The sequence below is a fragment of the Pedococcus sp. NPDC057267 genome, assembly GCF_042668795.1.
Lineage (GTDB): Bacteria > Actinomycetota > Actinomycetes > Actinomycetales > Dermatophilaceae > Pedococcus.
In genome coordinates, this window is the sequence record NZ_JBHUYG010000008.1 from 38,761 (window position 1) to 63,569 (window position 24,809).

General features: G+C 73.9%; 24 protein-coding genes. 12 read left to right on the plus strand and 12 right to left on the minus strand.

The window, feature by feature from the left end:
- Positions 1-9: 9 nt before the first annotated feature.
- Positions 10-951 (minus strand): lysophospholipid acyltransferase family protein, encoded by a 942-nt coding sequence (locus ACFUC1_RS03580; RefSeq protein WP_379116695.1) that lies wholly within the window; start codon positions 949-951, stop codon positions 10-12.
- Between the two features lie 195 nt (positions 952-1,146).
- Here ACFUC1_RS03580 and ACFUC1_RS03585 point away from each other — a divergent pair, with 195 nt between their 5' ends.
- A complete protein-coding gene (locus tag ACFUC1_RS03585; protein WP_379116698.1) occupies positions 1,147-1,734 on the plus strand; it encodes a hypothetical protein in 588 nt (195 codons plus the stop codon).
- 125 nt (positions 1,735-1,859) lie between these two features.
- Complete coding sequence (locus ACFUC1_RS03590) at positions 1,860-2,672, plus strand: hypothetical protein (protein ID WP_379116700.1); 813 nt, start codon at positions 1,860-1,862, stop codon at positions 2,670-2,672.
- 21 nt (positions 2,673-2,693) lie between these two features.
- Here ACFUC1_RS03590 and ACFUC1_RS03595 read toward each other — a convergent pair whose 3' ends face one another.
- From ACFUC1_RS03595 to ACFUC1_RS03620, 6 genes are read right to left on the minus strand one after another with little or no spacing between them, the layout of a single operon-like run.
- Positions 2,694-3,380: an endonuclease/exonuclease/phosphatase family protein gene (locus ACFUC1_RS03595; RefSeq protein ID WP_379116743.1), complete on the minus strand. Its 687-nt coding sequence runs from the start codon at positions 3,378-3,380 to the stop codon at positions 2,694-2,696.
- 5 nt (positions 3,381-3,385) lie between these two features.
- Positions 3,386-4,357 (minus strand): ROK family glucokinase, encoded by a 972-nt coding sequence (locus ACFUC1_RS03600; protein ID WP_379116701.1) that lies wholly within the window; start codon positions 4,355-4,357, stop codon positions 3,386-3,388.
- A complete protein-coding gene (locus ACFUC1_RS03605; protein WP_379116704.1) occupies positions 4,354-4,887 on the minus strand; it encodes a hypothetical protein in 534 nt (177 codons plus the stop codon). Before ACFUC1_RS03605 ends, ACFUC1_RS03600 begins: the two co-directional genes overlap by 4 nt.
- The gene (locus tag ACFUC1_RS03610; RefSeq protein WP_379116706.1) at positions 4,880-6,094 is read right to left on the minus strand and encodes an ArsA family ATPase; all 1,215 of its coding nucleotides are present in this window, start codon (positions 6,092-6,094) and stop codon (positions 4,880-4,882) included. The genes ACFUC1_RS03605 and ACFUC1_RS03610 overlap by 8 nt, the downstream gene beginning before the upstream one ends.
- A 17-nt stretch (positions 6,095-6,111) precedes the next feature.
- Positions 6,112-6,558, minus strand: coding sequence for an SRPBCC family protein (locus tag ACFUC1_RS03615; RefSeq protein ID WP_316008423.1), 447 nt, complete (start codon positions 6,556-6,558; stop codon positions 6,112-6,114).
- A 10-nt stretch (positions 6,559-6,568) separates the two neighbouring features.
- Positions 6,569-6,919, minus strand: a complete 351-nt coding sequence (locus ACFUC1_RS03620; RefSeq protein WP_379116708.1) for a hypothetical protein — start codon at positions 6,917-6,919, stop codon at positions 6,569-6,571.
- A 155-nt stretch (positions 6,920-7,074) separates the two neighbouring features.
- Here ACFUC1_RS03620 and ACFUC1_RS03625 point away from each other — a divergent pair, with 155 nt between their 5' ends.
- Entirely contained in the window at positions 7,075-8,877 is a 1,803-nt protein-coding gene (locus ACFUC1_RS03625; protein WP_379116710.1) for an AMP-dependent synthetase/ligase, read from the plus strand.
- 27 nt (positions 8,878-8,904) lie between these two features.
- Positions 8,905-10,371, plus strand: a complete 1,467-nt coding sequence (locus ACFUC1_RS03630) for a hypothetical protein (protein ID WP_379116712.1) — start codon at positions 8,905-8,907, stop codon at positions 10,369-10,371.
- Here the strand turns inward: ACFUC1_RS03630 and ACFUC1_RS03635 are convergent.
- The 3 genes from ACFUC1_RS03635 to ACFUC1_RS03645 are packed head-to-tail and all read right to left on the minus strand — an operon-like array spanning position 10,257 to position 12,432.
- On the minus strand, positions 10,257-10,757 hold the full coding sequence (locus ACFUC1_RS03635) for an NUDIX hydrolase (RefSeq protein ID WP_379116714.1): 501 nt from the start codon (positions 10,755-10,757) through the stop codon (positions 10,257-10,259). The two genes, ACFUC1_RS03630 and ACFUC1_RS03635, sit on opposite strands and share 115 nt — an antisense overlap.
- Positions 10,754-12,067 carry a hypothetical protein gene (locus tag ACFUC1_RS03640; protein WP_379116716.1) on the minus strand — a complete coding sequence of 438 codons (1,314 nt, stop codon included), beginning with the start codon at positions 12,065-12,067 and terminating at the stop codon, positions 10,754-10,756. The genes ACFUC1_RS03635 and ACFUC1_RS03640 overlap by 4 nt, the downstream gene beginning before the upstream one ends.
- A 38-nt stretch (positions 12,068-12,105) precedes the next feature.
- A complete protein-coding gene (locus ACFUC1_RS03645; RefSeq protein ID WP_379116718.1) occupies positions 12,106-12,432 on the minus strand; it encodes a hypothetical protein in 327 nt (108 codons plus the stop codon).
- Between the two features lie 118 nt (positions 12,433-12,550).
- Between ACFUC1_RS03645 and ACFUC1_RS03650 the strand changes: the two genes are divergently transcribed.
- The 4 genes from ACFUC1_RS03650 (at position 12,551) to ACFUC1_RS03665 (ending at position 18,618) form a co-directional block, all read left to right on the plus strand.
- Positions 12,551-14,269, plus strand: a complete 1,719-nt coding sequence (locus ACFUC1_RS03650) for a DEDD exonuclease domain-containing protein (RefSeq protein ID WP_379116720.1) — start codon at positions 12,551-12,553, stop codon at positions 14,267-14,269.
- A 34-nt stretch (positions 14,270-14,303) separates the two neighbouring features.
- Complete coding sequence (locus ACFUC1_RS03655) at positions 14,304-14,588, plus strand: Lrp/AsnC ligand binding domain-containing protein (RefSeq protein WP_310156095.1); 285 nt, start codon at positions 14,304-14,306, stop codon at positions 14,586-14,588.
- A 111-nt stretch (positions 14,589-14,699) separates the two neighbouring features.
- On the plus strand, positions 14,700-17,150 hold the full coding sequence (locus ACFUC1_RS03660) for an SCO7613 C-terminal domain-containing membrane protein (RefSeq protein WP_379116722.1): 2,451 nt from the start codon (positions 14,700-14,702) through the stop codon (positions 17,148-17,150).
- A gap of 91 nt (positions 17,151-17,241) precedes the next feature.
- Positions 17,242-18,618, plus strand: coding sequence for a pyridoxal phosphate-dependent decarboxylase family protein (locus ACFUC1_RS03665; protein ID WP_379116724.1), 1,377 nt, complete (start codon positions 17,242-17,244; stop codon positions 18,616-18,618).
- Positions 18,619-18,678: 60 nt separating this feature from the next.
- On the opposite strand, the gene trpD is transcribed toward ACFUC1_RS03665, so the two are convergent.
- Positions 18,679-19,737: an anthranilate phosphoribosyltransferase gene (gene trpD / locus ACFUC1_RS03670; protein WP_379116726.1), complete on the minus strand. Its 1,059-nt coding sequence runs from the start codon at positions 19,735-19,737 to the stop codon at positions 18,679-18,681.
- Between the two features lie 2 nt (positions 19,738-19,739).
- On the minus strand, positions 19,740-20,192 hold the full coding sequence (locus ACFUC1_RS03675; RefSeq protein WP_379116729.1) for a hypothetical protein: 453 nt from the start codon (positions 20,190-20,192) through the stop codon (positions 19,740-19,742).
- 142 nt (positions 20,193-20,334) lie between these two features.
- On the opposite strand from ACFUC1_RS03675, the gene ACFUC1_RS03680 reads away from it, so the two are divergent.
- From ACFUC1_RS03680 to ACFUC1_RS03695, 4 genes are all read left to right on the plus strand, one after another.
- Complete coding sequence (locus ACFUC1_RS03680) at positions 20,335-21,006, plus strand: heme-copper oxidase subunit III (protein ID WP_379116731.1); 672 nt, start codon at positions 20,335-20,337, stop codon at positions 21,004-21,006.
- A 55-nt stretch (positions 21,007-21,061) separates the two neighbouring features.
- Positions 21,062-21,844, plus strand: a complete 783-nt coding sequence (locus ACFUC1_RS03685; protein WP_379116732.1) for a c-type cytochrome — start codon at positions 21,062-21,064, stop codon at positions 21,842-21,844.
- A gap of 67 nt (positions 21,845-21,911) precedes the next feature.
- Entirely contained in the window at positions 21,912-23,006 is a 1,095-nt protein-coding gene (locus ACFUC1_RS03690) for a Rieske 2Fe-2S domain-containing protein (protein ID WP_379116735.1), read from the plus strand.
- Entirely contained in the window at positions 23,003-24,760 is a 1,758-nt protein-coding gene (locus ACFUC1_RS03695; protein ID WP_379116737.1) for a cytochrome bc complex cytochrome b subunit, read from the plus strand. Before ACFUC1_RS03690 ends, ACFUC1_RS03695 begins: the two co-directional genes overlap by 4 nt.
- Positions 24,761-24,809 lie beyond the last annotated feature (49 nt).

Consider the following 24,809-nt stretch of genomic DNA (forward strand, 5'->3'; position numbering starts at 1 on the left):
GGGCTCGCGTCAGGACGCGGCGCGGTCGACGGAGCCGCTGCCGGCCTCGCCCCCCGGGCGCTCGTCGTCGCTGCCCGCGTCGTGGCCCTGCGCGTCGCCGGGGCCGCCCTCGCGCCCGGTGCGCTCGTCGATGTCGGCGGCCGCGTCGTCCACGGCCCGGCTCGCCGCCCTGGACGAGGACTCCTCGCCGGCGGCGAGGGCCTCCTCGAGCTCCTTGGCCGCGGCCCCCGGCAGGGCGGCCTCCTGGATCTCGCGGGCCTTGGTCTTGGCGGCGGCGAGGATCCGGTCCTTCATCGACGTGGCGTACATGTCGACGTACTCCTGGCCGGACAGCAGCATGAGCTCGTACATGATCTCGTCGGTGACCGAGCGCAGGACGAACCGGTCGTCCTCCATGCCCTCGTACCGCGAGAAGTCGAGCGGCTTGCCGATCTTGATGCCGATCCGCATCAGCTTGGGCACCTTCTTGCCCGTGGGCTGGGCCTTGTCCGTGCCGATCATCGCGACCGGGAGGACCGGCACGCCGGCCTCGAGCGCCATGCGGGCCACCCCGGTGCGGCCGCGGTAGAGCCGGCCGTCGGGGCTGCGGGTGCCCTCGGGGTAGATGCCGAGCAGCTCGCCGCGCCGCAGCACCTTCAGGCCCTGGCGCAGCGCCGCCTCACCGGCGCGGCCGCCGGAGCGGTCGATCGGCAGCTGGCCGACACCCTTGAAGAACGCCGCGGTCAGCCGGCCCTTGATGCCGCGGCCGGTGAAGTAGTCCGACTTCGCGAGGAACGTCATCCGCCGGGGAACCATGAGCGGCAGGAAGATCGAGTCCGAGAAGGAGAGGTGGTTGCTCGCGAAGATCGCCGCCCCCTCGTCGGGGATGTTCTCCTCGCCCTCGACCCACGGACGGAAGAGCAGCTTCAGCAGCGGCCCCAGCACGACCGTCTTGAGAACCCAGTAGAACACCCCATACCTCCTGTGACGCGAGGAACTCTACGACACCAGTGGTGTGGACCGCTGCCCGTCGCGATGCGTGGGAAGCCGCCGGATTCGCCGGGCGGGCGGCCCTCGCCTCCGGGCCGGGCGCCACGTATCGTTGTCGCGTCGGTGGGAACGGTCGCAGTGCGCACGGTCCCCGGTCGGTCGGAAACAGAGGGGCCCATGGGCGACAAGGACGTGGACGCGCAGTTCGCGGACATCATCGCGCACTGGGACGACGTCGCCGTGGTGCCGGACCGCCCGTCGCCCGAGCGCCCCTCGTCCGAGCGCCCCTCGTCCGAGCGCCCCTCGTCCGAGCGCCCCTCGTCCGAGCGCCCGCCGTCCGAGCGCCCCTCGTCCGAGCGCCCGTCGCACGGGTCGGCGGTGAACCCGCCCCTGCACCCCGAGGGCAACCCGACCAACCCCCCGCCGATCCGCCCGTTCGTCGTGTGGCGTGGCGTCGAGCCCACCGGGGCCGACGACCAGGACCCCGAGGAGCTCACCGCCCTCGAGGCGGAGGACGACGAGCACTTCGAGCCCGGCCCCGTCGCGCCGCTGCCCCCGCAGGAGGACCTGCAGTTCTGGGGCATCATCGTCGGCCTGGTGGCCGGCCCGCTGCTGCTGCTGTGGATCGTCCTGTTCGACCGCGGCATGGGCCTGTGGTGGACCCTCGGCGCGCTGGGCCTCATGGTCGGCGGGTTCGTCCTGCTGGTGCTGCGCCAGCCGCACTCGCGCGACGAGGGCGACCCGGACAACGGCGCCCGCGTCTGACCCAGTCGGCTGGGTGGAGCCGCGGCAGGCTCACCCGTTCGTACCGTCATGTCCCGTTCGTCCCCGGCCCTGCCGGCTGCGCCGATACGTTGCCGCCGACCAGCGACGCCAGCACGGGAGGACGTATGCCGCGGTTCACCATCACCTCCGACCAGACCGGGGTCGGCGCTGCCCCCGCCGAGGCCACGGCGGGCGACCCCGCGGCCTACGTTCTCGAGCTGCCTCGGGCAAGTGCCGCCTTCGGGGTCGCGGTCCCGACGCTCGGGGCCGCCTTCGCCGGCGTCCTCGCGGTCGTCGCCCTCGTGCACCTGTCGCTCGTCGGTTTCGCCATCGGCGGCCTGATCGCGGTCGTCGCAGGTGTCGCTGCCCGGCAGGGCCTGCGCGCGGCGTCGGTCCCGCAGCTCGCTGCCGGACCCGGAGGCCTGTACCTGAGTGGCCTGGGCATGGCACCCGGGAACCGGAGGGCCCAGGTGGTCCCCTGGCCGCAGCTGCGCAGGCTCGTGGTCTGCACGGCGATCGAACCCTCGGCGCAGGTGGGCCGGGCCCCCTGGAGGATGCCGGCCTTGGCCGTGGAGGCGGTCGACCCGGCACCCGGCGCGGCTCCCCTCGGAGCCTCGGACCTGCCACAGGTCGCGGGGATGGTCCCGTTCGTCCCCGGCGCCGTGGACCTGTCGGGCGTCGACCCCGCCACCCTCGCGGAGTTCCGCCGTGAGCACCCCGACGCCGCAGCTGTGCTCGAGGGCCGCGCAGGGGGCTCCTCGTCACCGGCCCCGACCCGGCAGCTTCCCTACCAGGCGTTGGCCCAGCCGCTGCAGGGAGTCGACCGTGAGCGCCTCGTGGCAGCTCTGGCGCGGTACGCCCCGCAGGTCCAGCTCGTCGACGGACCCGACATCGACACCCGGCTCCAGACCGTGTGGGTGGGTCGCCGCCCCAGCTGAGCCCGGCCCCCGCGGCACCGGTCAGGCCGAGCCGGCAGGCACCGGGTCGAGGTCCAGGTCGACCCACACCGGGCGGTGGTCGCTCGCGGCCACCAGGTCCGCCTCGGGCAGTGCCACGTCCCGGTGCGCAAGCACCGTCAGCCCGGGTGACGCGAACACGACGTCGAGCAGCCGGCGCGGCGCCGGCGCCGGATAGGTCGGCGCCGTGGGCGACACCAGCCGGAGCCCGGCTGCGAACCGCTGCCACGCCGCGCCGGACTCCCCCTCGTTGAGGTCACCGGCGAGTAGCACCCCGCCACCACCCCCGGCGACCGCCTGCAGGATCTGCGCCGCGTGCCGCTCGCGCTCCGCGGCGTCCAGCGACAGGTGCACCGAGGCCACCACCAGCGGCTGGGAACCGGCGGGCGCGACCCGCGCCACGGCATACCCGCGGGTGCGCTGCAGCGCCGCCACCTGCAGGCGGTGGTGGCGCGACTCGGCCACCTGCACCCGCAGCGAGGTGAAGATCGTCGTCCCGCCGCTGCCGCGGTGCCGGCCCGACCAGTACATCCCGCACTCGGCGGCGAACGCCGACACCCGCCACGACGAGAAGAGGCGGCGCGGCACCTCCTGGAGGCACAGGACGTCCGGGTCGATCGCCCGGACGACGCGCGCCGCCGCGTGCCGGTCGAGGGTGAGGTCCTTGAGGTTGTAGGACGCGACGCGCATCCCGCTCACGCCGCGGCCCCGGCGCCGTCCCGCGCCAGGTCGGCCGCGCCGATGAGGCCGGCCTCGTTGCCCAGCTCCGCCAGCACGATCCGCGCCTGCGGGCGGTAGCCACGCCCCGTGAGGCTGCGCCGGAACATCGTCGTCGCGGGCTCGAGCAGCAGGTCGCCGGCCGCGCTCACACCGCCGCCGATGACGAACATGCCGGGGTCGAAGGCGGCGGCGAGGTTGGCGATGCCGACCCCGAGCCAGTGGCCGATCTCGGTGAGCAGCTCGGTGGCAGTGGGGTCGCCGTCCCTGGCCGCCTCGGTGATCATCGGGCCGGTCAGTGCCATCGGGTCGCCGCCGGCCCGCGCGAGCAGGTCGGTGGCCAGGGGGCTGTTCGCGGTCATCAGCGAGCGGGCCTCGCGGACGAGGGCGTTGCCGGACGCGTACTGCTCCCAGCAGCCCTTGTTGCCGCACTCGCACCGCTGCCCGCCGGGGACCACCTGCATGTGCCCGAACTCGCCCGCGATCCCGAACTGGCCCCGCAGCACGCGCCCGTCGAGAAGGAGCGCACCCCCGATCCCGGTGCCGAGGTTGACCATGACGACGTTCGACTCGCCCCGGGCCGCGCCGAAGCGCCACTCGGCCCAGACCGCGGCGTTGGCGTCGTTGTCGACGCTGATCGGCACCGGCACCCGGCGCTGGAGGTTGGCCTGCAGCGGCTCGTCCCGCCACGACAGGTGGGGCGCGAAGACGACGGTCGCCCGGTCGGCCGCGACGAAGCCCGCGGCGCCGATACCGACGCCCACGACCTCCTCGTCGGCCGCCTCCAGCAGCTCGTCGACCACCTCGACGATGGTGTCCTCGACGACGGCCGGGCTCTTCGAGCGGTGCGGGGTGTCGCGGCGGGCGCGGCCGACCACCGCGCCCTCGGCCGTGACGAGGCCGCCGGCGACCTTGGTGCCGCCGATGTCGATGCCGATCGCCAGGCTCACGGAGTCGCCGTCGTCTCGTCCTCGACCGCGATGTCCTGGACCCGCGACCGCGTGTGCCGGGCGCCTGCGTCGCCGGGCGTCGTCCCGGAGGGCGCCGCCGCCCCCGCCGACTCCGCGCCGGCGCGGCGGTGGTCGGCGAGGTCGCGCAGGGTGTCCGCGATCGCCCCGGCGAGGTCGGCGAGGCGGTCAACGGTCTCCGGGCGAACCGAGCGGAGCAGCCCGATCCCCTGGCAGACCGGGCAGAGCCGGCAGACGACCGCCCGGCCCGCGCCCGTCTCGGCGCCGCAGTGCTCGCAGTGGGCCCCGTCGTCGGGCGTCGCCCCGGTCGTCGGGTGCCCGCCGTCCTCCGCGGCCGGGCCCGGAGAGCCGTGGGTGTCGACGTGGGGCGGGTGGCCCTCGTCCTCGGCGCTCCCCCGCGACGAGGCGCCGGCGGCATACCCGCTGCTCGCGGCCCAGCCGCCGAGGGCGTCGAGCAGGCGCGCAGCCTCCTCGGCCACGGAGCCCACGGGCGCTCGCTCCTGGTCAGCCACGCGGCCACACCTCCTCGTCGGGGACGAACCGCACCGCCAGCCTGCCCTCGCGGACGGCGGCGCGCTCGACCACGCATCGTTGCAGAGCGGCGGGCAGGGTGAGCACGCGCCGGTGCTCGCCCAGCGTCACGAGCAGCTCGTCGCCGCGCCGCTGCAGGACGAGGTCGGCCGCGTGGGCCCCGGGCAGGGGCAGGGTGAGCAGGAAGCCGTCGCCGTCGCGGTCGACGGCCATGCCGCGGTGCGCGACGGGGGCGAGGAGGTCCTCGGGGCCGCCGTCCTGCTCGGCGGCGAGCTGGGCGAGGGCGTCGGGGCCGATGGGCTCGGCGGGCAGGTACGGCGTCACCTGCACCGCGAGCCCGGCGAAGGAGTCACGCACCTCCTCCAGCCCCTGCTGCTGAGTGGTGTTCCACCCCGCTCGCCACGGGTCGGGGGTCCGCCGGCCCGCGTCGGCCACCGCGTCGGGGAAGACCCGGTTGACCACGACCGCGTCCACGACGAACCCGTACAGCGACAACGACGTCCACGTCCGGCGGGACTCGGCGATGACCACGCGCTCGGGCGTCAGGACCAGCCGCACCGACGTCTGGTCACCGGTGAGCAGCCGGTGGACCTGGCGCATCTGCCGGTGCCACCCCGTCACGGCGTCGACGACGGCGGGGTCCGGCAGCGGGACGCCCGCGGCGGCTGCAGCGGCCGGCCGCAGCGTGCGGATGAGGCCGCGCTGGGCCGGGAGCAGCCGCTCGAGGTGCCAGGCGAGCGCCTCCGGCAGCGCCAGCAGCCGCAGCGTCTCGGCCGTGGGGGCGCAGTCGACCACGACGAGGTCCCACGGCCCGGACTCCACCTGCGCGCGCAGCTCGAGCAGCGCGGCGACCTCCTCGGCGCCGGGCAGGCGGGTCAGCTCCTCCGCCACCACGGGGTCCACCCCGACGGTGCCGAGGACGCTGAGCAGGTAGTCCTGGACCACCCGCCACGACGCCCCGAGCAGGTGCGGCGGGCTGACCTGCAGCGCGAACAGCCCCGGCTCGACCTCGACCGGCTCCCCCGGCCGGCCGGCCAGGTCGACGTCGAGCGCGTCACCGAGCGAGTGCGCCGCGTCGGTCGACATGACGAGCGTCTTGACCCCGGACCGGGCCGCGCGGACGGCGGTGGCCGCAGCCGTCGTGGTCTTTCCGACACCGCCCTTGCCGGTGAAGAGGAGTACGCGCATCGTGTCGCGACCGGGCCTCAGCCCTCGACGCGCTTCTTGAGCTCCTTGAGCGCGGTGTCGATGATGACCTTCTCGGCCTTGCGCTTGAGCATCCCCAGCATGGGGATCTTGACGTCGACCGCGAGCCGGTAGGTCACCGTCGTGCCGGCGGACCCCTTGGCGGCCAGGGTGTACGAGCCGTTCATGGCCTTGAGGACCGAGGCCTCGACCAGTCCCCAGGAGACCACGCCGGTGCCGTTGCGGGTGACGTCCCACTCGTAGTCCAGGACGTAGGTGTCCTTGATCGCCCCCGCGTCGAGGGTGAAGCGGACCTGGTCGGCCCAGCCGTCGCCCTCCTCGGTGAGGACCTCGACCTTCTTCACCTCGGTGGCCCACTGCGGGTAGCTCTCGAAGTCCGCGATGACGTCGAGGACCTCGCCGGGCTTGGCGGCGATGTCGATGCTGGACTCCGTGCGGTCGGCCATGCGCGGAAGGCTACCCCGAAGTCCCTTCGAGCGAGTCCTTGAGCGCGTGCACCGCGCGCTTCCACCGCAGGGTGTGCCGGGTGGCCAGGTCCCGCGGTGCGCGGGGGCCCGTCGTGCCGCGCAGGTAGTGGTGCACGACGGCGCCGTCCCACCACGGCTCGATCCAGACCTCCATCTCGCCGACCACCTGTCCGGAGACCGTCCACCGCAGGCCCTTGACCCCCCGGTCGCGCTGCAGCGTCCTGGTGAGGTGCGGCCACACCCGGTCGCACCAGCCCGCGTCGTCCAGGCAGGTGCGGACCCGCTCCGGCGCAGCCCGGATGTACGTGTCGTCGACGACGTCGACGCGACGCTCGCGCATGGGACCAGTGTTCCGCACGTCACTCCCCCGGTACGGACGCACCTCCCCGCTGGGCCCTACCGGTCGGTAGTCTGACGGCACGAGGACCGGTGCCGCGCCGCCACCACCGTGGGTGCCCCGGCGATCCCACCGGTCGAGCCGTCAAAGGAGACTCCGTGCAGGAACACGTCGCGCCCCCGCTCGTCCCCCCGACGACGGAGGGCAGCCTCGCCGACCTTCCCGCGCGCAACGCCGCGTCCAACCCCTTCGCCGTGGCGTTCGCCCGCAAGGAGGACGGCCGCTGGGTCGACGTCACCGCACGGCAGTTCAACGAGGACGTGCGCGCGCTGGCCAAGGGCCTGGTCGCGGCCGGCATCCGTCCCGGCGACCGGGTCGCCATCATGAGCAAGACCCGGTACGAGTGGACGCTGACCGACTTCGCGATCTGGACCGCGGGTGCGGTCACCGTGCCGATCTACGAGACCTCCTCGGCCGAGCAGGTGGCGTGGATCCTGTCCGACTCCGGGGCGAAGGCGATCATGCTCGAGACGCCCGCGCACGAGACGGCGCTGGCCGAGGTGCGCGACCAGCTCGGTGGCGTCGAGCACGTCTGGCAGATCGACGCGGGGGCGATCGCTGAGCTCGAGGCCGCGGGCGCCTCCGTCAGCGACGAGGACCTGGCCGGTGCCACGGCCGGCGTCGACCGCTCCAGCGTCGCGACGATCATCTACACCTCCGGCACGACGGGCCGCCCCAAGGGCGTCCAGCTCACCCACGACAACTTCCTGGCGCTGGCCGACAACGCGATCACCAAGCTGCGCGCCGTGGTCCAGGCCGACGGGGCGTCCACGCTCCTCTTCCTGCCGCTGGCGCACGTGTTCGCGCGGTTCATCCAGGTCCTGTGCGTGGCCGGCGAGGCCAAGATGGGCCACAGCGCCGACATCAAGAACCTGCTCGACGACTTCGCCGCGTTCAAGCCGACCTTCATCCTGTCCGTGCCGCGCGTCTTCGAGAAGATCTACAACTCGGCCGAGGCCAAGGCCACCTCCGAGGGCAAGGGCAAGATCTTCTCGACCGCGGCCGACACGGCCATCGCCTGGTCGACCGCGCAGGACGCCGGGGGCGCCGGGATCGGCTTGCGGGTGCGCCACGCGTTGTTCGACCGGCTCGTGTACTCCAAGCTCCGTGCGGCGATGGGTGGGCAGGTCATGTATGCCGTGTCCGGCGGCGCGCCGCTCGGCACCCGCCTCGGCCACTTCTTCCGCGGCATCGGCGTCACCGTGCTCGAGGGCTACGGCCTCACCGAGACGACCGCGCCGGCCACCGTCAACGTGCCCGACCGCGTCAAGATCGGCACCGTCGGCGCACCGCTGCCCGGTGTCGGCATCCGCATCGCCGACGACGGCGAGATCCTGATCCGCGGCAACAACGTCTTCGCCGGCTACCACAACAACGACGACGCGACCTCGGACGCGGTGCGCGACGGCTGGTTCCACACCGGCGACATCGGCGAGCTCGACGAGGACGGCTACCTCAAGATCACCGGCCGCAAGAAGGAGCTGCTCGTCACCGCCGGCGGCAAGAACGTCGCGCCCGCCGGCCTCGAGGACCGCTTGCGCGCGCACCCGCTGGTGTCGCAGTGCATCGTCGTCGGCGACCAGAAGCCGTTCATCGCGGCGCTGATCACGCTCGACGAGGAGATGTACCCGAGCTGGGCGAAGAACAACGGCATCGACGACGTCCCGTTCTCCCAGGCGAGCACCAACGAGGTCGTCCTCGCCGAGCTGCAGAAGGCCGTCGACGACGCCAACAAGTCGGTCTCCAAGGCCGAGTCGATCCGCAAGTTCGCCGTCCTCGACGGCGACTTCACCGAGGAGAACGGCTACCTCACGCCGAGCCTGAAGCTCAAGCGGAACATCGTGATGCGCGACTTCCAGGACCAGGTCGAGGAGCTGTACGCGGGGGCACCGGCGAAGTGACCGGCGGACCCCCGTAGGGTCCTGCCCATGCCCGAGCGCCACCGGCCCGTCGTCCGTGCCCGGTGGCGCTCGCGCGTGACACGGGCGGCCGGCGCCGTCCTCGCGGTCGCGTGGCTCGCGTACTTCACCGCCCTCCAGTGGAGCGTCGTGCGCTACCGCATCCCCATCGTGGCCGTCCTCACCCTGGCCGCCGTGGGCCTGGCCCTGTGGCAGTGGCGCGGCTGGCGGGTCACCCCGAGCCGGGGCGGCGTCGTGCTCATGCTCGCCGGCTCGGCCCTCGCCACCGCCGCGGTCCCGCTCTTCAGCTACCTGGCCCCGACAGGCCTGGCGGTGGCCACCAGCGCGCTCGTCGCCGCGCCGCTCGCCGGCGCGGTCGGCCTGTGGTCGGGCCGCGGACGCGCCGCGGCGGCCGCGCTCGCCGCCGCCGTCCTCGGGTATGCCGTGGCCGCCGCGACCGCCGTCGTGTCCTCGCCGCGTCCGCGGATCGACGTGTGGGTCACCCTCCAGCAGGCGTCCGACGGCTTCGCCCACCTCGAGAACTTCTACGCGATGACGTGGACGGGCTCCCCCGGCATCCAGGACGCCTTCACCTACCTGCCCTGGACCGTCGTCCTGCTGGCGCCGGGCCGGTGGCTCGCCGGCGACGTCCGCTGGGCCCTGGCCGTGTGGACCCTGGTCGCCGCGGTGGCCGCGGTCGCCCTGACCCGCGGTCCGGCTGGCGGGGACGACGCCGGGCACGACGACGCCGGGCAGGACGTCGCCGGGCAGGACGTCGCCGGGCAGGACGTCGCCGGGCAGGACGTCGCCGGGCAGGACGAGCCCGGCTGGCGGTGGACCGCGGCCGTCGTCGTGTCGCTCCTGCTCCTGGCGCCGGGAACCCTCACCCAGCTCGACCAGGCCTGGACCGAGCCGCTGCTGCTGGCCGGGATCGCCTGGTGGGCCGTCCTCGTGCGTCGCGGCCACGCCTGGTGGGCCGTGGTCCCGCTGGCGATGGCCTGCGCGAGCAAGCAGCACCTCGCGCTGCTGCTGCCGGTGCTGCTGCTGTGGCGACCGTTCGGCTGGAAGCGGACCGTGGCGACCGGTGCGCTGACCGCGGTGCTCATCGCACCGTGGGTCCTCGCCAGCCCTGCCGACTTCGTGCACGACACGGTGAGCCTGCTCGTGACGTTCCACCCGATCAAGTTCGCGAACACGCTGTACCTGTTGGCGTACAACACCTTCGGCGTCACGCTGCCGTTCGCGGTGACCGGTCTCGTGGTCCTCGGCACGCTGGGCGCCGTCTGCCTCACCGTGTGGCGACGACAGCCCGATCTCGCGTCCCTGCTGCGGTGGCTCGCCCTCGTCCTGCTCGTCGCGAACCTCGTCAACAAGCAGGCCTTCTACAACCAGTTCTGGCTCGTGGGGGCGCTGGTCGTGCTCTCGCTCGCGGTGGCGCAGGCCCGGGCGAGCAGCTCCACGAGCCTCTCGGGGTACACCGTCTCGCCCCGCCGCTGACGCTCCTGCGGGTCCACCCAGCCCACCTCGAGGGTCGAGCGGACCTCGGTCTCCTCGAACGCCACCGGCCGGGCGGCGTACCAGGGCACCTCGAGGAGGTAGTAGACCTGTTGCTGGACCACGGTCCGCCCCTCGAAGGGGAACACCACCTCGTCGGCGTGCACCGGCCCGACCAGCCGGGCGGGGTCGACGCGCAGGCCGGTCTCCTCCCACACCTCGCGCACGGCGGCCTCGAGGTCGGCCTCCCCCTCGTCGACGCCGCCGCCGATCGTGTACCAGTAGGTCGTCGCGGGGTCGTGTGGGTCGAACCCGTGGATCATCAGGACGGTCCCACCCGGCTCGACCACGAGCACGCGCACCGCCCGGCGCCGCAGGACGTCGCTCATCCGGCGGAGGCCGCCGCGCGGATCGAGGCCAGCCACTGCCGGGTGAACGCCGCCACGGTCGTGTGCAGGACGTCCTGGAACGCCCGGGCGGTGGCGGCGTCGACCTCGGAGGCGCTCGCGTCGGCCGACGGCGCCGACGCCGCGGCGCGGTAGAAGCGCACGAGGGTGGCCGTGCCGTACCTCTCGGCGACCTGGCGCACGGCCAGCCACGCCGCGTTGTAGGTGGGGCCGATCGTCGTGTGGGCCGGGTCGAACTCCTCCGCCCGGGGCAGTGCCGTGGGTCCACGACCCGCCCGGACCTCGGCGAAGAGGGCTGCCGCCACCTGCTGCTCGGTGGCGTCGACGTCGCGGTACCCCACGTAGTCGGCCATGCCCTCGGACAGCCACAGCGGGACCGGCCGGGTCGTCGTGGCACGGATGGCCACGTGCGTCGCCTCGTGGGTCACCACGACCTGTTGCCCCCGGCGCTGCAGCCCCGCGAAGGCGGTGGGGTTGACCACGACCCGGTCCGCGCCGGCGCGCCCGGTGGCGTCAAACGGCCCGTCGGTGACGGCGGCGACCTGCGCCACGGAGCCGGCCTGCTGGCCGACGAGGTCGGCCATCTCCGCCGCGGTCCTCGGGACGACGAGCACGAGCCGGCCGTTCCACGTCGAGCCGGTCCAGACGTCGCGCACCTGGGCGACGGCGTGCTCACCGAGCGCGAGGTAGGGCCGCAACCGGCTCGCGGGCCCGCTGCCCAGCACGAGGGCCCCGTCGCCCTCGACGACGGTGAAGTCCGGCAGGTCCCACAGCTGGGCCTGGGTCCCGCCGTCGGTGTCGTCGGCAAGCAGCCAGCGGCCGTCGCGGCGCACCACGGTGAAGTAGGACTCGAAGCCTCGGGTCGCGGTGTCGTAGCCCTTGAGGCTGTAGCGGCCCTCGACCCGGGCCACCCACGCGTCGGGTCCCAGCTGGGCGAGCCGGTCGGGGCCGAGGGCGGGCGCGGCCTCGGGCGTGCCGTACTCGAACCGGCCGATCGGGAGCTGGTCGAGGGCGTCGAGCTGGGCGAGCTGCCGCAGCCCGAACCCGGACGTGGTGCTGGCCAGGGTCGCGGCGAACGCCGTGCGGTCCCGGTCGCGGACCGCGGCCGCGCGCCGGGCGAGCAGCGCACTGAGCGCCTCCTCGCGGGCGACGGACGGCTGGGCCGAGTCCTGCTGGGTCGTGGTGGCCGGCCGGGTCGAGGCGGGCGGGTGCGGAGCCGGGCGGCTGCCGGAGCAGCCGGAGAGGGCGAGGCACGCGGCCGCCAGGGCCGCCCCCACCCGATTGCCTCGCATGCGGTCATCGTAGGTCGCGACCGCCGGGTCCCCGCAGGTCAGCCGACTGCGCGGGCGTGGGCCCCCCACGGCTCACGGCGCGCCTGCACCGACGAGGCCTCGGGCACGGACACGAGGCCGGCCTCGACGAACCGCGTCACGGCGGCCCGCTCGGCCGCGTCGAGCGGGAGCTGGGCGTCCTGGAAGGCCAGCAGGGCGGGCACCATGCAGTCGGCGCAGTGCAGGTCCCGCACGGGGCAGGTCTGGCAGTCGATGATCACGGCGATCACCTCTCTCGTGGTCGGGTCCTGCGGTCGGGTCGTGGTGGTCGGGTCGTGGTGGCCGGTACCCGGGACGCCCGCCGGGGCGGTCGTCCACCTGCCCACGACGCTAGGTGCCACCACCGACAACGGTTCCCGCACGGCATACCCGCACCCACGTCGTGGGGGTCCCGGGTGGCGCGCCTGCACGGGGCTGTCACCCCGCCGCCCTACCGTCAGGTCCATGCAGATGGTCCAGGGCACCTTCGACGACTTGGGCACGGCTCTGGCCGCTGTCACGTTCGTCGTCGTCGACCTCGAGACCACCGGCGGCAACCCCAACGACAGCGCCATCACCGAGATCGGGGCGGTCAAGGTGCGCGGCGGGCAGGTGCTGGGCGAGTTCCAGACCCTGGTCAACCCGCACCTGCCGATCCCCCCGTTCATCCAGGCGCTGACCGGCATCACGACCGCGATGGTCGCCGACGCCCCCCGCATCGAGTCCGCGCTGCCGGCGTTCCTCGAGTTCGCGCGCGGGTCGGTCCTCGTGGCCCACAACGCCGGCTTCGACGTCGGCTTCCTCAAGGCGGCCGCCCGCCAGCAGGGCATCGAGTGGCCGCGCCACGCGGTCGTCGACACCGTGCACCTCGCCCGCCAGCTCGTCACCCGCGACGAGGCCCGCAACCACAAGCTGTCCTCGCTCGCCGCGTTGTTCGGCGCCAGCACGGTGCCCGACCACCGCGCGCTGCACGACGCCCGCGCGACCGTCGACGTGCTGCACGGCCTCATCGAGCGCGTCGGCAACCTCGGGGTGCGCACCCTCGAGGAGCTGTCGTCCTACACCTCGCGGGTGAGCCCGGCCCAGCGCCGCAAGCGCTGGCTCGCCGACGGCCTGCCCGACGCCCCGGGCGTCTACCAGTTCAAGGACGGCCAGGGCCGGGTCCTCTACGTCGGCACCTCGGTCAACATCCGCACCCGGGTGCGCAGCTACTTCACCGGCTCCGAGCAGCGCACCCGCATGTCCGAGATGGTGCGCATCGCCGAGAGCGTCACGCCCATCGTCTGCGCCACCACCCTCGAGGCCGAGGTGCGCGAGCTGCGCCTGATCGCCGAGCACAAGCCCCGCTACAACCGCCGCTCCAAGTCCCCCGAGCGCGCGACCTGGGTCAAGCTCACGGTCGAGGCGTTCCCCCGGCTGTCGATCGTGCGCGAGGTGCGCGGCGACGGCGCCAAGTACATCGGCCCCTTCGGCAGTCGCGCGTCCGCCGAGGCCGCGGTGGCCGCCGTGCACGAGGTCATCCCCCTGCGGCAGTGCGTCCAGCGCCTCTCCCCCACCCGCCGGGTCGGCTCGTGCGCGCTGGCCGACATGGGGCGCTGCGGCGCACCGTGCACCGGCGCCCAGAGCGTCGAGGAGTATGCCGTCGTCGTGCGCGACGCGGTCCACGCCCTCGTCGGCGACTCGCGCCAGGTCGTGACCGCCCTGCGCTCGCGCATGGGCACCCTGGCCGAGCAGGAGCGCTACGAGGACGCCGGCGAGGTCAGGGACCGGCTCCTCGCCCTCGTGCGCGGCATCGCCCGCGCCCAGCGCATCGCGCCCCTGGCCGCCAGCCCCGAGATCGTCGCCGCCCGGCCTGCGCCGGCCGGCGGCTGGGAGGTCGTCGTCGTCCGCCACGGGCGGCTCGCGGCGAGCACCGTCGCGCCGCGTGGCGCCGACCCCATGCCCTACATCGACGCCGCCCGCGCCAGCGCGGAGATGGTGCTGCCCGCCCCCTGGCCCGCGCCGGCCGCCCTCCCCGAGGAGACGGAGAAGATCCTGCGCTGGCTGGAGACGCCCGGCGTCCGCCTCGTCGACCTCGACGGCGAGTGGACCTGCCCGGTCGGGGGCGCCGGCGGCGCCCGCGCAGCCCTCGAGCCGGACGCCGTGGCACGCCGCGCGGTCCCCGGGTTCGTCGCGGCGTCCTAGCCAGCAGCCCGCACGGCGCCGATACAGTGGGCGCGTGATCACCGCCATCGTTCTCGTCAACGCCGACGTCGACCGCATCCCCGAGGTGGCCCAGGCCATCGCCGAGCTCGACGGGGTGTCGGAGGTCTACTCCGTGGCCGGCGACGCCGACCTGATCGCCATGGTGCGGGTGCGCGAGCACGAGGAGCTCAACGACGTGATCGCGGGCCGGCTCAACAAGGTGCAGGGCGTCATCGGCACCAACACCCACATCGCCTTCCGCACGTACTCGCGGCACGACCTCGAGGCGGCCTTCAGCCTCGGCCTCGACGGTGACTAGTCCGCCGAACGGCTCATCTGGGTACTAGGCCCCATCCGCCCGGGGCGCGCCGCGGGCACACTCGCTCCCGAGGGCGCGCCGTCCGGTGCGCCACCGGCTCGAGAAGGACCGATGGCCTCGATCCCCTGCCCCTCCTGCGGCACCGAGCTGCCGCCCAGTCCCCAGCAGTGCCCCCGCTGCGGCGTCCGGCTCACCGGCCCCGACGCCGTCCGGCTGTGGGAGGTCGACCAGGCGCTGGCCCGGCTCTCGAGCGAGCGCCGGGCGCTCCTCGCCGCGCTGTCGGCACCCGCGCCCGGCGCCACCGCCACGACGCCGGGAGTCGTCTTTGCCGGTGCGCCGCAGGGGGCTGAACCCCTCCCGCCGGCCGAGGCACCCCGGCCGCCACACCGCTCGTGGACGACGCAGCAGACGCTGCTCGCGGTGGGTGTCCTGCTGGTCCTCGTCGCCGGGTCGATCGCCCTGGCCGTCGCCTGGTTCGTCATCGGTCGCTACGGCCAGGTGCTCGTGATGGCCGGCCTCACGGCACTCGCCTGCCAGGCCTCGCTGGTGCTGTCACGGCGCCACCTGCCCAGCAGCGCGGAGGCCCTCGCGGTGGTCGCGGGTGGCCTGCTCCTGCTCGACGCGTCCGCCGCGCGCCGGTTCGGGCTCGCCGGCCTCGACGGCGTCGACGTCCACGCCTACACCGCCGTGTCCGGCCTCCTCGTGGCGCTCGTCCTCGCCGCCCTGCACCGGCGGGACCGCCGCGTCGCGGCCTTCGGCGTCCTCTCGCTCACGGCCGCCTCCGTCGCGTGGGGGGCGGTCGTCACGGTCCCCGCCCAGGCGCTGCCCACCGCGGTGCTGGCCCTGCTCGGTGCCCCACTGTTCGCCCTGCTGCACCTCGCCCTGCCGCCGACGCTCGGCGTCGTGCGCCGGGCTGCCACCGGGCCCGCCGCGGGCTGGCTCGTCGTCGGGGCCGCACTGGCCACCGCGATCGCGGCCGACGTGGAGCCCGGGGACCTGCGGACCAACGCCCTGCTGGCCGACGCGCTGCTGCTGGCCGTCGCGGCGCTCGGCGCCCTGGTCGTCGCCCGTGTGGTGCGCGAGCGTTCCGCGGGGCTCGGCTCACGAGCGGCCGTCCGCGCCGACTGGGCGCAACGCTGGCTCACCGGCGACTGGCGGGCCGTCGGCGTCCTCGCCGCCGTCGCCAGCGGGACCGCCCCGGTCGCGGTCCTGAGCCTGTCCGTGCAGCTGGCGCCGGTCGCGGCCGCGGCGCTCGGCGTCCTGCTCGCCGCTGTCGTCGTGGCCGTGGTGGCGGTGCGTCCCCTGCGCAGCCGGGTCGGGCAGCTCTGGCTGGAGGCCGAGGTGACCGCAGTACTGGTCGCGGCCTTCCTGGCGACCGTCGTCCACGCCTCGCAGCCCGCGCAGGCCTGCGTCCTCGCGGCGGCTGCCGTCGCCGCGACCGCCGTCGCCGTCGTGCGTCACCCCTGGCGGGCGCTGGCGTCCGGTGTCGCGGCGGCCTGCGCGGTCGGCGCCACGTGGCTCACCGCCGACCTCGTCGACGAGGCCACGGCCGTCGTGGCGGTCGCGGCGGTCGGACTGGGCCTCGTCGCCGCAGCACTCGTGCGGCCCCGCCGGGCCGAGGAGGTCCCGCTGGGGACGGTCGGCGCCATCGCCCTCGTGGCCGCCCTGGCCGACGCCGTCACACAGGGGCTCGACCGACCCGTGGTCGTCGCCGTCCTCGCGTGCGCGACGGTCGCAGGGGTCGGCACCGCGGTGCTGCGACCGACCCTGCGGCCCGCCGCCACCGCCGTCGCGGTGGTCACCGGCACGGGACTGGCCCGCGAGGTGGGCCTGCTCGTCTCCTCGTACGCCGAGTGGGCGTCGCTGGCGCTCACCGCCCTCGTCCTGGCCGGCCTGACGGCATGGCGGCGCCTGCGGCCGGAAGAGCCCGTGCTCGGCGGCTTCGCGATCGTCGTCGGCGTGCTCGCCCTCGCCCTCGGCCTGGACCGCGACCTGCCGCACTCCACGGCGGCGGCCGCGTTCCTCTACGCCCTCGCCGCCCTGGGCACCTCCGTCCCGGCGAGCCGGCGTCCCGTGGTCCTGGTCGGCGTCGCCGCCGCCACGACGGCCAGCTGGGTCGAGCTGCTGCATGCCGACGTCACCACGCTCGAGGCGTACACCCTCCCGCCGGCTCTGCTCCTGCTGGCGGCCGGCCTCTGGTCCGCGCAGCTCCTCGGGCGCCGGTCGTGGCTGGTCGCCGGTCCCGGCCTGGCCGTCGGGCTCCTCCCCTCGGCCCTGTTCACCGCCGTCGACGACGGACTGCTGCGACCGCTGCTCGCGGTCACCGTCGCCGTGGTCGTGCTCGTCGTGGGCGCGTGGCGACGCTGGCAGGCGCTCGTGGTCCTCGGTGCCGCCGCGGCCGTCGTCGTGGGGATCACCCAGCTCGGGCCGTATGCCGTGCACCTGCCGCGGTTCCTCACCCTCGGCACGCTGGGCGTGGCGCTCCTCGCCATCGGGGCGCGGTACGAGCAGCGCCGTGCGAACGCGCGGCACGCGATCAGCTGGCTGGCCTCGCTGAGCTGACCGCTGCACCCCTGCCGGGCGCGGGCCGCCTCCGTTGGGAGTCGTCCGCCGGGCGGATCCCGGTGGTGGCGCGCGCGCGTAACGTCTGGCCATGGACACGATGCACGCGCTGTTCCACCGGGCCGCCGACGTCGCGGCCGACCACCGGGCCGCGGTCGGCTCGCGCCCCGTGCCCGCCCCGGCGGCGCTGCCCGACCTGCTCGCCGGGCTCGACACGACGCTGCAGGACGAGCCGCGCGACGCCGAACAGGTGCTGGACGAGCTCGTCGCCGGCTTCGCCCCCGGCGTGACGGGCAGCGTCGGCCCCCGCTTCTTCGGGTACGTCATCGGCGGGGCGACCCCGGCCGCGACGGCCGCCGACATGGTGGCTGTCGGCTGGGACCAGTGCGCGTTCAACGCGACCCTGTCACCGGCGGCCGCGGCCGCAGAGCAGGTCGCCGGCCGCTGGGTCACCGACGTGCTCGGCCTGCCCGCCCGCGCGTCGGTGGGCTTCGTGACCGGGGCTCAGGGGGCCAACACCGCCGGGCTCGCGGCCGCCCGCCACCACGTCCTCTCGGGGGCCGGCTGGGACGTCGAGCGCGACGGCCTGCTCGGCGCCCCCGCCGTGCGCGTGGTCGCGAGCGCGGAGCGGCACGCCACCATCGACCGCAGCCTGCGCCTGCTGGGGCTGGGCACCTCGAGCGTGCGCGAGGTCGCGGCAGGGCCGAACGGCGCGATCGACACCGGCGCCCTCGCCGACGTCCTGGCGCAGGGCAGCGGCCCGGTGATCGTGTGCCTGCAGGCCGGCAACGTGAACACCGGCGCGACCGACGACCTGCGGGCCGCGACCGCGGTCGCCCGTGCCCACGACGCGTGGGTGCACGTCGACGGGGCGTTCGGCCTGTGGGCGGCGGCCTCGCCGTCGACGGCGGACCAGCTCGACGGCGTGGAGCTGGCCGACTCCTGGTCGTGCGACGCGCACAAGTGGCTCAACGTCCCCTACGACGTCGGGCTGGCGATCACGGCCCACCCGGAGGTGGCGGCAGCCACCCTGTCGTACACGGCGGCATACCTCACCGGGCACTCGGGAACGACCCCGCTGCTCGGCGACGTGGTGCCGGAGTCGTCCCGGCGCGCCCGGGGCTTCGCCGTCTGGGCCGCGATGCGCGAGCTGGGGCGCAGCGGCATCACCGACCTCGTCGACCGCTGCTGCGCGCACGCCCGGCGGTTCGCCGACGGCCTGGCCACCGGAGGCGCCGAGGTCGTCAACGACGTCGTCCTCAACCAGGTGCTCGTGTCCTTCGGCGACGACGCCCGCACCGACCGGGTGGTCGAGGCCGTCCAGGCGGACGGGACGTGCTGGCTCGGCGGCACGACCTGGCACGGACGGCGGCTCATGCGCGTGTCGGTCTCGAACGCCACCACGACGCAGGACGACGTCGACCAGTCGGTGGCGGCGGTCCTGCGTGCGGCCGCCACGGTGGCCTGACCCGGACCCGCCTGCACCGTGTCGCCGCGGAGCTGCATCCCGCGGCCGCGGTGCGGCGGGTCAGCGACGGGTGGCCGCCGCCCAGGCCTCGAGCCGCTGCTGGGCGGCGCCGGAGTCGAGCGCGTGCTCGGCCCGGTCCATGCCGGCCCGGACCTGCGCCGTGAAGTCGGCGTCGGAGGACCCGCGGTCCGGCTCGGTGAGGGCCAGCGCGAGCCCGGCGTTGAGCACCACGGCGTCCCGGGGCGCGCCGGGCGCACCGGCGAAGACGTCGCGTGCGACCTGGGCGTTGTGCACGGCGTCGGCACCGCGCAGCGCCTCGATCGGCTGCAGCGCGAGGCCGAGCTGCTCGGGGTCGACGGTGCGCTCCACGACCTGACCGCCGCGGACCCACCACACGTGCGAGGTGGTCGCCAGGGTGAGCTCGTCGAGGCCGTCGTCACCGCGGAACACGGCAGCGTCCGTGCCGCGCCCGGCGAAGACGCCGGCCATGAGCGGCGCCTGCGCCGCATTGGCGACACCCACCGCGGCATACGTGGGCCGCGCCGGGTTGGTGAGCGGGCCGAGGGCGTTGAAGGCGGTCGCCACGCCCAGGCCACCGCGAGCCGCGGCGGCGTGCCGCATCGCCGGGTGGAAGGTCTGGGCGAAGCAGAAGGTGATCCCGGCCTCGTGGGCGACCTCGGCCACGCGCTCCGGGGACAGCGTGAGGTCGACGCCGAGGGCCTCGAGGACGTCGGCCGATCCCGAGGACGACGAGGCGGCGCGGTTGCCGTGCTTGACGACCCGGACCCCGCTCGCGGCGATGACGATCGAGGACATCGTCGAGATGTTGACCGTGTGCGCGCGGTCGCCGCCGGTGCCGACGATGTCGAGGCTCGGCCCGGGCACGTCGATGCGGTTCGCGTGCTCGAGCATCATGTCGGCCAGCCCGCGCAGCTCGTCGACGGTCTCGCCCTTGGCCCGCAGGGCCACGAGGAACCCGGCCAGCTGGACGGGCGACGCCTCACCGCGCATCACCTCACCCATGGCCCAGGCAGCCTGGTCGGTCGTGAGGTCCCGGCCCGCGATGAGCTCGGTCAGCAGGTCCGGCCACGTGAAGGCGGCCGGAGCCGTGGCGTCCACGGTCAGCCGGCGGTCGGACGCCCGCCGCGGCCCAGCTGAGCGACGGCGTTCGCCAGCGCGACCGGGTCCAGCGGGTGCGGCACCGCGAGGTCGGCGAGCGACCAGGTGGCCAGCCAGCCGTCCTGCGGCCGACCGGTCAGCACGAGGATCGGCGGGCAGTTGAAGATCTCGCTCTTGAGCTGGCGGCACAGGCCGAGGCCGCCGGTCGGAGCCGCCTCGCCGTCCAGGATGAGCACGTCGAAGCGGGTGTTCTCCACCGCCTCGATGACCGCCGCAGCGGTGGCGCACTCGCGCCAGGAGGTGACCTCGACGTCGCGGGCCGGACGCCGGCCCACGGTGACGCGCACGGCGTCGCGGGTGGTGCGGTCGTCGCTGTAGAGCAGCACCGAGATCTGGCGGGCCGGGGCGGCCGACGAGGTCGCCGGCTCGGCGGCGGGGGCGTGCGGAGCGGTCATGCGCCCGATGCTACCGGTGCGGTGCCAGGCACCCGCCGGGCGCCCGCCCCCGGCGTGCGGCGCGCGTCACGGGCGCCCACCCCGGGCCCGAGGCACACCTCACGGGGGGCCGCCGGTGTGCCGCGATGCGAATGTGGCAATAATGGCGCACGTGGCGACAGCATCCGCAGTGACTTCAGAACCCTCGCGCCCGGCGAGCATCCCCGGACACGGCCCCGTCTCCCGGCCCAACATGGTGTCGGTCGGCACGATCGTGTGGCTGGCCAGCGAGCTGATGTTCTTCGCGGGCCTGTTCGCGATGTACTTCACGATCCGCTCGGTGGAGCCGGAGCTCTGGCGCACCTCGACGAGCGTGCTGAACGTGCCGTACGCCAGCGTCAACACGCTGATCCTCGTCATCTCGTCGGTGTGGTGCCAGCTCGGCGTCCACGCCGCCGAGCACGGCAAGGCCCACCGCGGCGACGCGAAGCTGCTGGACCTCAAGGCCTGGGGCATGCGCGAGTGGTACGTCCTGACGTACGTCTTCGGCGCGATCTTCGTCTCCGGCCAGGTGCTCGAGTACTCCGAGCTCGTCCACGAGGGCATCACGCTGTCCTCGAGCGCATACGGCTCGGTCTTCTACCTCACCACCGGCTTCCACGCCCTGCACGTCACCGGTGGCCTGCTGGCCTTCCTGCTCATCATCGGCCGCACCTTCACGACCCGGCACTACAGCCACGCCCAGGCAGCGGGCGCGGTCGTCACCTCGTACTACTGGCACTTCGTCGACGTGGTGTGGATCGCGCTGTTCGCGACCATCTACCTGCTGAAGTGACTCCGAACTCCCCCATGCCCCTCGCCGCTCCCGCCACCACCGACAGGACCGCACCGTGAACGCACTGGCCGCCCGTCGCCGCCACCCGGCCGCCATCGCCCTGCTGATCCTCCTGGGCCTGGTCGTGACCGGCCTCGCCTACTCGGCCTTCGCCCCCAAGGCGGCCAGCGCCGCCACGGCCTCGGCCGACCAGGTCGAGCAGGGCAAGAAGCTCTTCCTCGCCAACTGCGCGACCTGCCACGGGCTGCAGGCCCAGGGCACCAAGGCCGGCCCCTCGCTCGCGGGTGTCGGCGCGGCCGCCGTCGACTTCCAGGTGGGCACGGGTCGTATGCCGCTGGCCGCCCCGAACGTGCAGGCGCCCCGCGCGGTGGTCCGGTTCAACCAGGACGAGATCTCGGCCATGGCCGCGTACGTCGCCTCGCTGGCCCCCGGCCCGGCCATCCCGGACGCGCAGTACTCCAGCGGTGAGGGCGGCGACGTCGCCAAGGGCGCCCAGCTCTTCCGCGTGAACTGCGCCATGTGCCACAACTTCGCGGGTTCCGGCGGTGCGCTCACCCGGGGCAAGTACGCCCCGAGCCTGCGCAACGTCGAGGGCAAGCACATCTACGAGGCCATGGTGACCGGCCCGCAGTCGATGCCGGTCTTCAACGACCAGAACATCTCCCCCCAGAGCAAGAACGACATCGTGGCCTACCTCCACGCGGTCGACAAGGAGGAGAACGTCGGCGGGATGAACCTCGGCAACCTCGGCCCGGTGTCCGAGGGCCTCTTCGCCTGGGTCTTCGGCCTGGGCATCATGGTGGCGTTCGCGGTCTGGCTGGGGAAGAAGGCGGCATGACGCTCGCCCCGGCCGCTTCGCCCCACTCCGTAACCCACTCCTGCGACTCGACGGGATCGACGACACGATGAGCGAACACGACACGCCCCGCGGCGAGGTCGTCCCCACCGACGGCGACGGCTACGGCGCGAACGCCGTCCGGCTCGACCAGGGCCACATCGAGGGCACGGGCGGCCTCCCCGCCCGGTTCGAGAACCCGGGCCTGCCGCCGCACGTCGCCCGCATGAGCGACCTCGACGAGAAGGCCGCCAAGCGCGCCGAGAAGCAGGTCGCGACGCTCTTCGGCATCTCCAGCCTGGCGACGGTCCTGTTCGTGATCGCCTACTTCGCGATCGACCCGGAGCAGGCCGCGTTCCTGCCCGGCATCGGGAAGGCGAACCTCTACAACGTCGTCCTCGGCGTCTGCCTCGCGTTCGCCCTCCTCGGCGTCGGCGTGGGGGCCGTCCACTGGGCCAAGACGCTCATGCCCGACACCGAGATGGTCGAGGAGCGCCACCCGCAGCGCGCCAGCGACGAGGACCGCAAGCGCGCTGTCGACAACTTCGTCGTCGAGGGCGGCAAGTCCCAGATCGGTCGGCGCCCCCTCATCAAGTTCTCCCTCGCGGGAGCGCTGGCGCTGCCGCCGATCGCCCTGCTGCTGCCGCTCGTCGGTGGCCTCGGCCCGCTCCCCAAGGACGAGCTGTCCAAGACGATCTGGAAGAAGGGCGACCGGCTGGTCCGCGACCCCGAGCGCACGCCGATCCGCGCCGACCAGGTCACCATCGGCTCGGTCTTCCACGTCCTGCCCGAGTCGATCAAGGACTCCCAGCACGTGCTCGAGGACAAGGCCAAGGCCGCCGTCCTGCTGATGCGCCTCAACCCCGAGGACATCAAGCCGCAGAAGGAGCGCGACTGGGGCCACGAGGGGATCGTCGCCTACTCCAAGATCTGCACCCACGTCGGTTGCCCGGTCGGGCTCTACGAGCAGCAGACGCACCACCTGCTGTGCCCGTGCCACCAGTCGACGTTCGACGTCACCGACGACTGCAAGGTCATCTTCGGACCGGCCCACCGGCCGCTCCCGCAGCTGAAGATTACAGTGGACTCTGAGGGATACCTGGTGGCCGACGCCCCGTTCCGCGAGGCGGTCGGCCCGAGCTTCTGGGAGCGTGGACACGCATGAGCACCACATCAACCGCACGCGGCGCCGACCGGCTCCGCGCCGACGACCCGAAGCACGAGGCTCCCCACTCCCCCGGTGCCAAGGCGATCGGGGGCGTAGCGGGCTGGCTCGACGACCGCACGGGTGCCGCGAAGCCGTTCGGCTACCTCATGAAGAAGGTCTTCCCGGACCACTGGTCGTTCATGCTCGGCGAAGTCGCCATGTACTCGATGATCATCTGCCTGCTCTCGGGCACGTTCCTCACCTTCTGGTTCGTGCCCAGCGCCGGCCAGGTGATCTACGACGGCTCCTACCTGCCGCTCAAGGGCGTCACGGTCTCCGAGGCCTACCGCTCGACCGTCGACATCTCCTTCGACATCCGCGGGGGCCTGCTCATCCGGCAGATCCACCACTGGGCCGCGCTGATGTTCATCGTGGCGCTGTCGGTCCACATGCTGCGCGTCTTCTTCACCGGCGCGTTCCGCAAGCCGCGTGAGATCAACTGGGTCATCGGCTGCATCCTGTCGATGCTGGCCCTGGTCGAGGGCTTCGCCGGCTACTCCCTGCCCGACGACCTGCTCTCTGGCACCGGCCTGCGCGCCGCCGAGGGCTTCATGCGCTCGGTGCCCGTCATCGGCTCCTACTTGTCGTACTTCCTCTTCGACGGCGCCTTCCCGGGCGAGGCGATCATCCCCCGCCTGTACGCCGTGCACGTGCTGCTGCTCCCGGCGATCCTCGTCGGCCTGTTCACCGTCCACATCGGGCTCGTGTTCGTGCACAAGCACACCCAGTACCCCGGCCCGGGCCGCACCAACGACAACGTCGTCGGCTACCCCGTCATGCCGGTGTATGCCGCCAAGGCCGGTGGCTTCTTCTTCATCGTCTTCGGCGTCATCGCCCTCATCTCGGCGGTCGTGACGATCAACCCGATCTGGGCGTACGGGCCGTACGACCCGTCGCCGGTGACGGCCGGGTCCCAGCCCGACTGGTACATGGGCTTCGCCGACGGCGCGTTGCGCCTGCTGCCCGGCTGGCTCGAGTTCACCGCCTTCGGGTTCACCTTCAGCTTCAACGTCATGATCGGCGCCATCCTGCTCATCCCCGTGATGTACGGGCTCATGGCCGCCTACCCGTTCCTCGAGTCCTGGGTCACGGGTGACAAGCGCGAGCACCACCTGCTCGACCGCCCGCGCAACAACCCGACCCGCACGGGTCTCGGCGTGGCTGCGCTGGTCTGGTACGGCGTGCTCCTCTTCGCGTCGGGCAACGACCTCATGGCGATCAAGCTGCACGTGTCGATCAACGACCTGACGCACATCTTCCGGGTCGGCGTCTTCGTCTTCCCGGTCATCGCCTTCTGGGTGACCAAGCGGATCTGCCTGTCGCTGCAGCGCCGTGACCGCGACCTGGTCCTGCACGGCCGCGAGACCGGCCGCATCATCCGCACGGCGGACGGGCAGTTCTTCGAGCAGCACGAGCCGCTCGACGAGTACACCCGGTGGAACCTCGTCCAGCACGACCCGCACGAGGTCCTGCAGCTCGGGGCCGCGACCGACGAGAACGGTGTGGCCTCCCCCACGGCCCGCAAGGACAGGGCCCGTGCAGCCCTGTCGCGGTTCTACTTCACCGACCGCATCGACCCGGTCACCCCGGCCGAGCTCGCCGCGGCGCACCACGACGGCCACGACCACGAGGCGATCGAGGCTGCTCCCCAGGAGCAGGAGGTCCGTCCCGGGCTGGAGACCGCCAACCGCAAGCCCCCGCAGCGTCCCTGACGCCCGCGCAGGCTCCGCCACGCCGCGTGCCCCCCGCTCCCCTCGAGCG

Excerpts from the sequence above, each read along its gene's own strand:
- ACFUC1_RS03635 (WP_379116714.1), bottom strand. The coding sequence starts at position 10,757 with ATGAGCGACGTCCTGCGGCGCCGGGCGGTGCGCGTGCTCGTGGTCGAG.
- ACFUC1_RS03660 (WP_379116722.1), top strand. The coding sequence starts at position 14,700 with ATGGCCTCGATCCCCTGCCCCTCCTGCGGCACCGAGCTGCCGCCCAGT.
- ACFUC1_RS03675 (WP_379116729.1), bottom strand. The coding sequence starts at position 20,192 with ATGACCGCTCCGCACGCCCCCGCCGCCGAGCCGGCGACCTCGTCGGCC.
- ACFUC1_RS03595 (WP_379116743.1), bottom strand. The coding sequence starts at position 3,380 with ATGCGCGTCGCGTCCTACAACCTCAAGGACCTCACCCTCGACCGGCAC.
- ACFUC1_RS03665 (WP_379116724.1), top strand. The coding sequence starts at position 17,242 with ATGGACACGATGCACGCGCTGTTCCACCGGGCCGCCGACGTCGCGGCC.
- ACFUC1_RS03615 (WP_316008423.1), bottom strand. The coding sequence starts at position 6,558 with ATGGCCGACCGCACGGAGTCCAGCATCGACATCGCCGCCAAGCCCGGC.
- ACFUC1_RS03680 (WP_379116731.1), top strand. The coding sequence starts at position 20,335 with ATGGCGCACGTGGCGACAGCATCCGCAGTGACTTCAGAACCCTCGCGC.
- ACFUC1_RS03610 (WP_379116706.1), bottom strand. The coding sequence starts at position 6,094 with ATGCGCGTACTCCTCTTCACCGGCAAGGGCGGTGTCGGAAAGACCACG.
- ACFUC1_RS03640 (WP_379116716.1), bottom strand. The coding sequence starts at position 12,067 with ATGCGAGGCAATCGGGTGGGGGCGGCCCTGGCGGCCGCGTGCCTCGCC.
- ACFUC1_RS03585 (WP_379116698.1), top strand. The coding sequence starts at position 1,147 with ATGGGCGACAAGGACGTGGACGCGCAGTTCGCGGACATCATCGCGCAC.
- ACFUC1_RS03590 (WP_379116700.1), top strand. The coding sequence starts at position 1,860 with ATGCCGCGGTTCACCATCACCTCCGACCAGACCGGGGTCGGCGCTGCC.
- ACFUC1_RS03695 (WP_379116737.1), top strand. The coding sequence starts at position 23,003 with ATGAGCACCACATCAACCGCACGCGGCGCCGACCGGCTCCGCGCCGAC.
- ACFUC1_RS03690 (WP_379116735.1), top strand. The coding sequence starts at position 21,912 with ATGAGCGAACACGACACGCCCCGCGGCGAGGTCGTCCCCACCGACGGC.
- ACFUC1_RS03630 (WP_379116712.1), top strand. The coding sequence starts at position 8,905 with ATGCCCGAGCGCCACCGGCCCGTCGTCCGTGCCCGGTGGCGCTCGCGC.
- ACFUC1_RS03650 (WP_379116720.1), top strand. The coding sequence starts at position 12,551 with ATGCAGATGGTCCAGGGCACCTTCGACGACTTGGGCACGGCTCTGGCC.
- ACFUC1_RS03620 (WP_379116708.1), bottom strand. The coding sequence starts at position 6,919 with ATGCGCGAGCGTCGCGTCGACGTCGTCGACGACACGTACATCCGGGCT.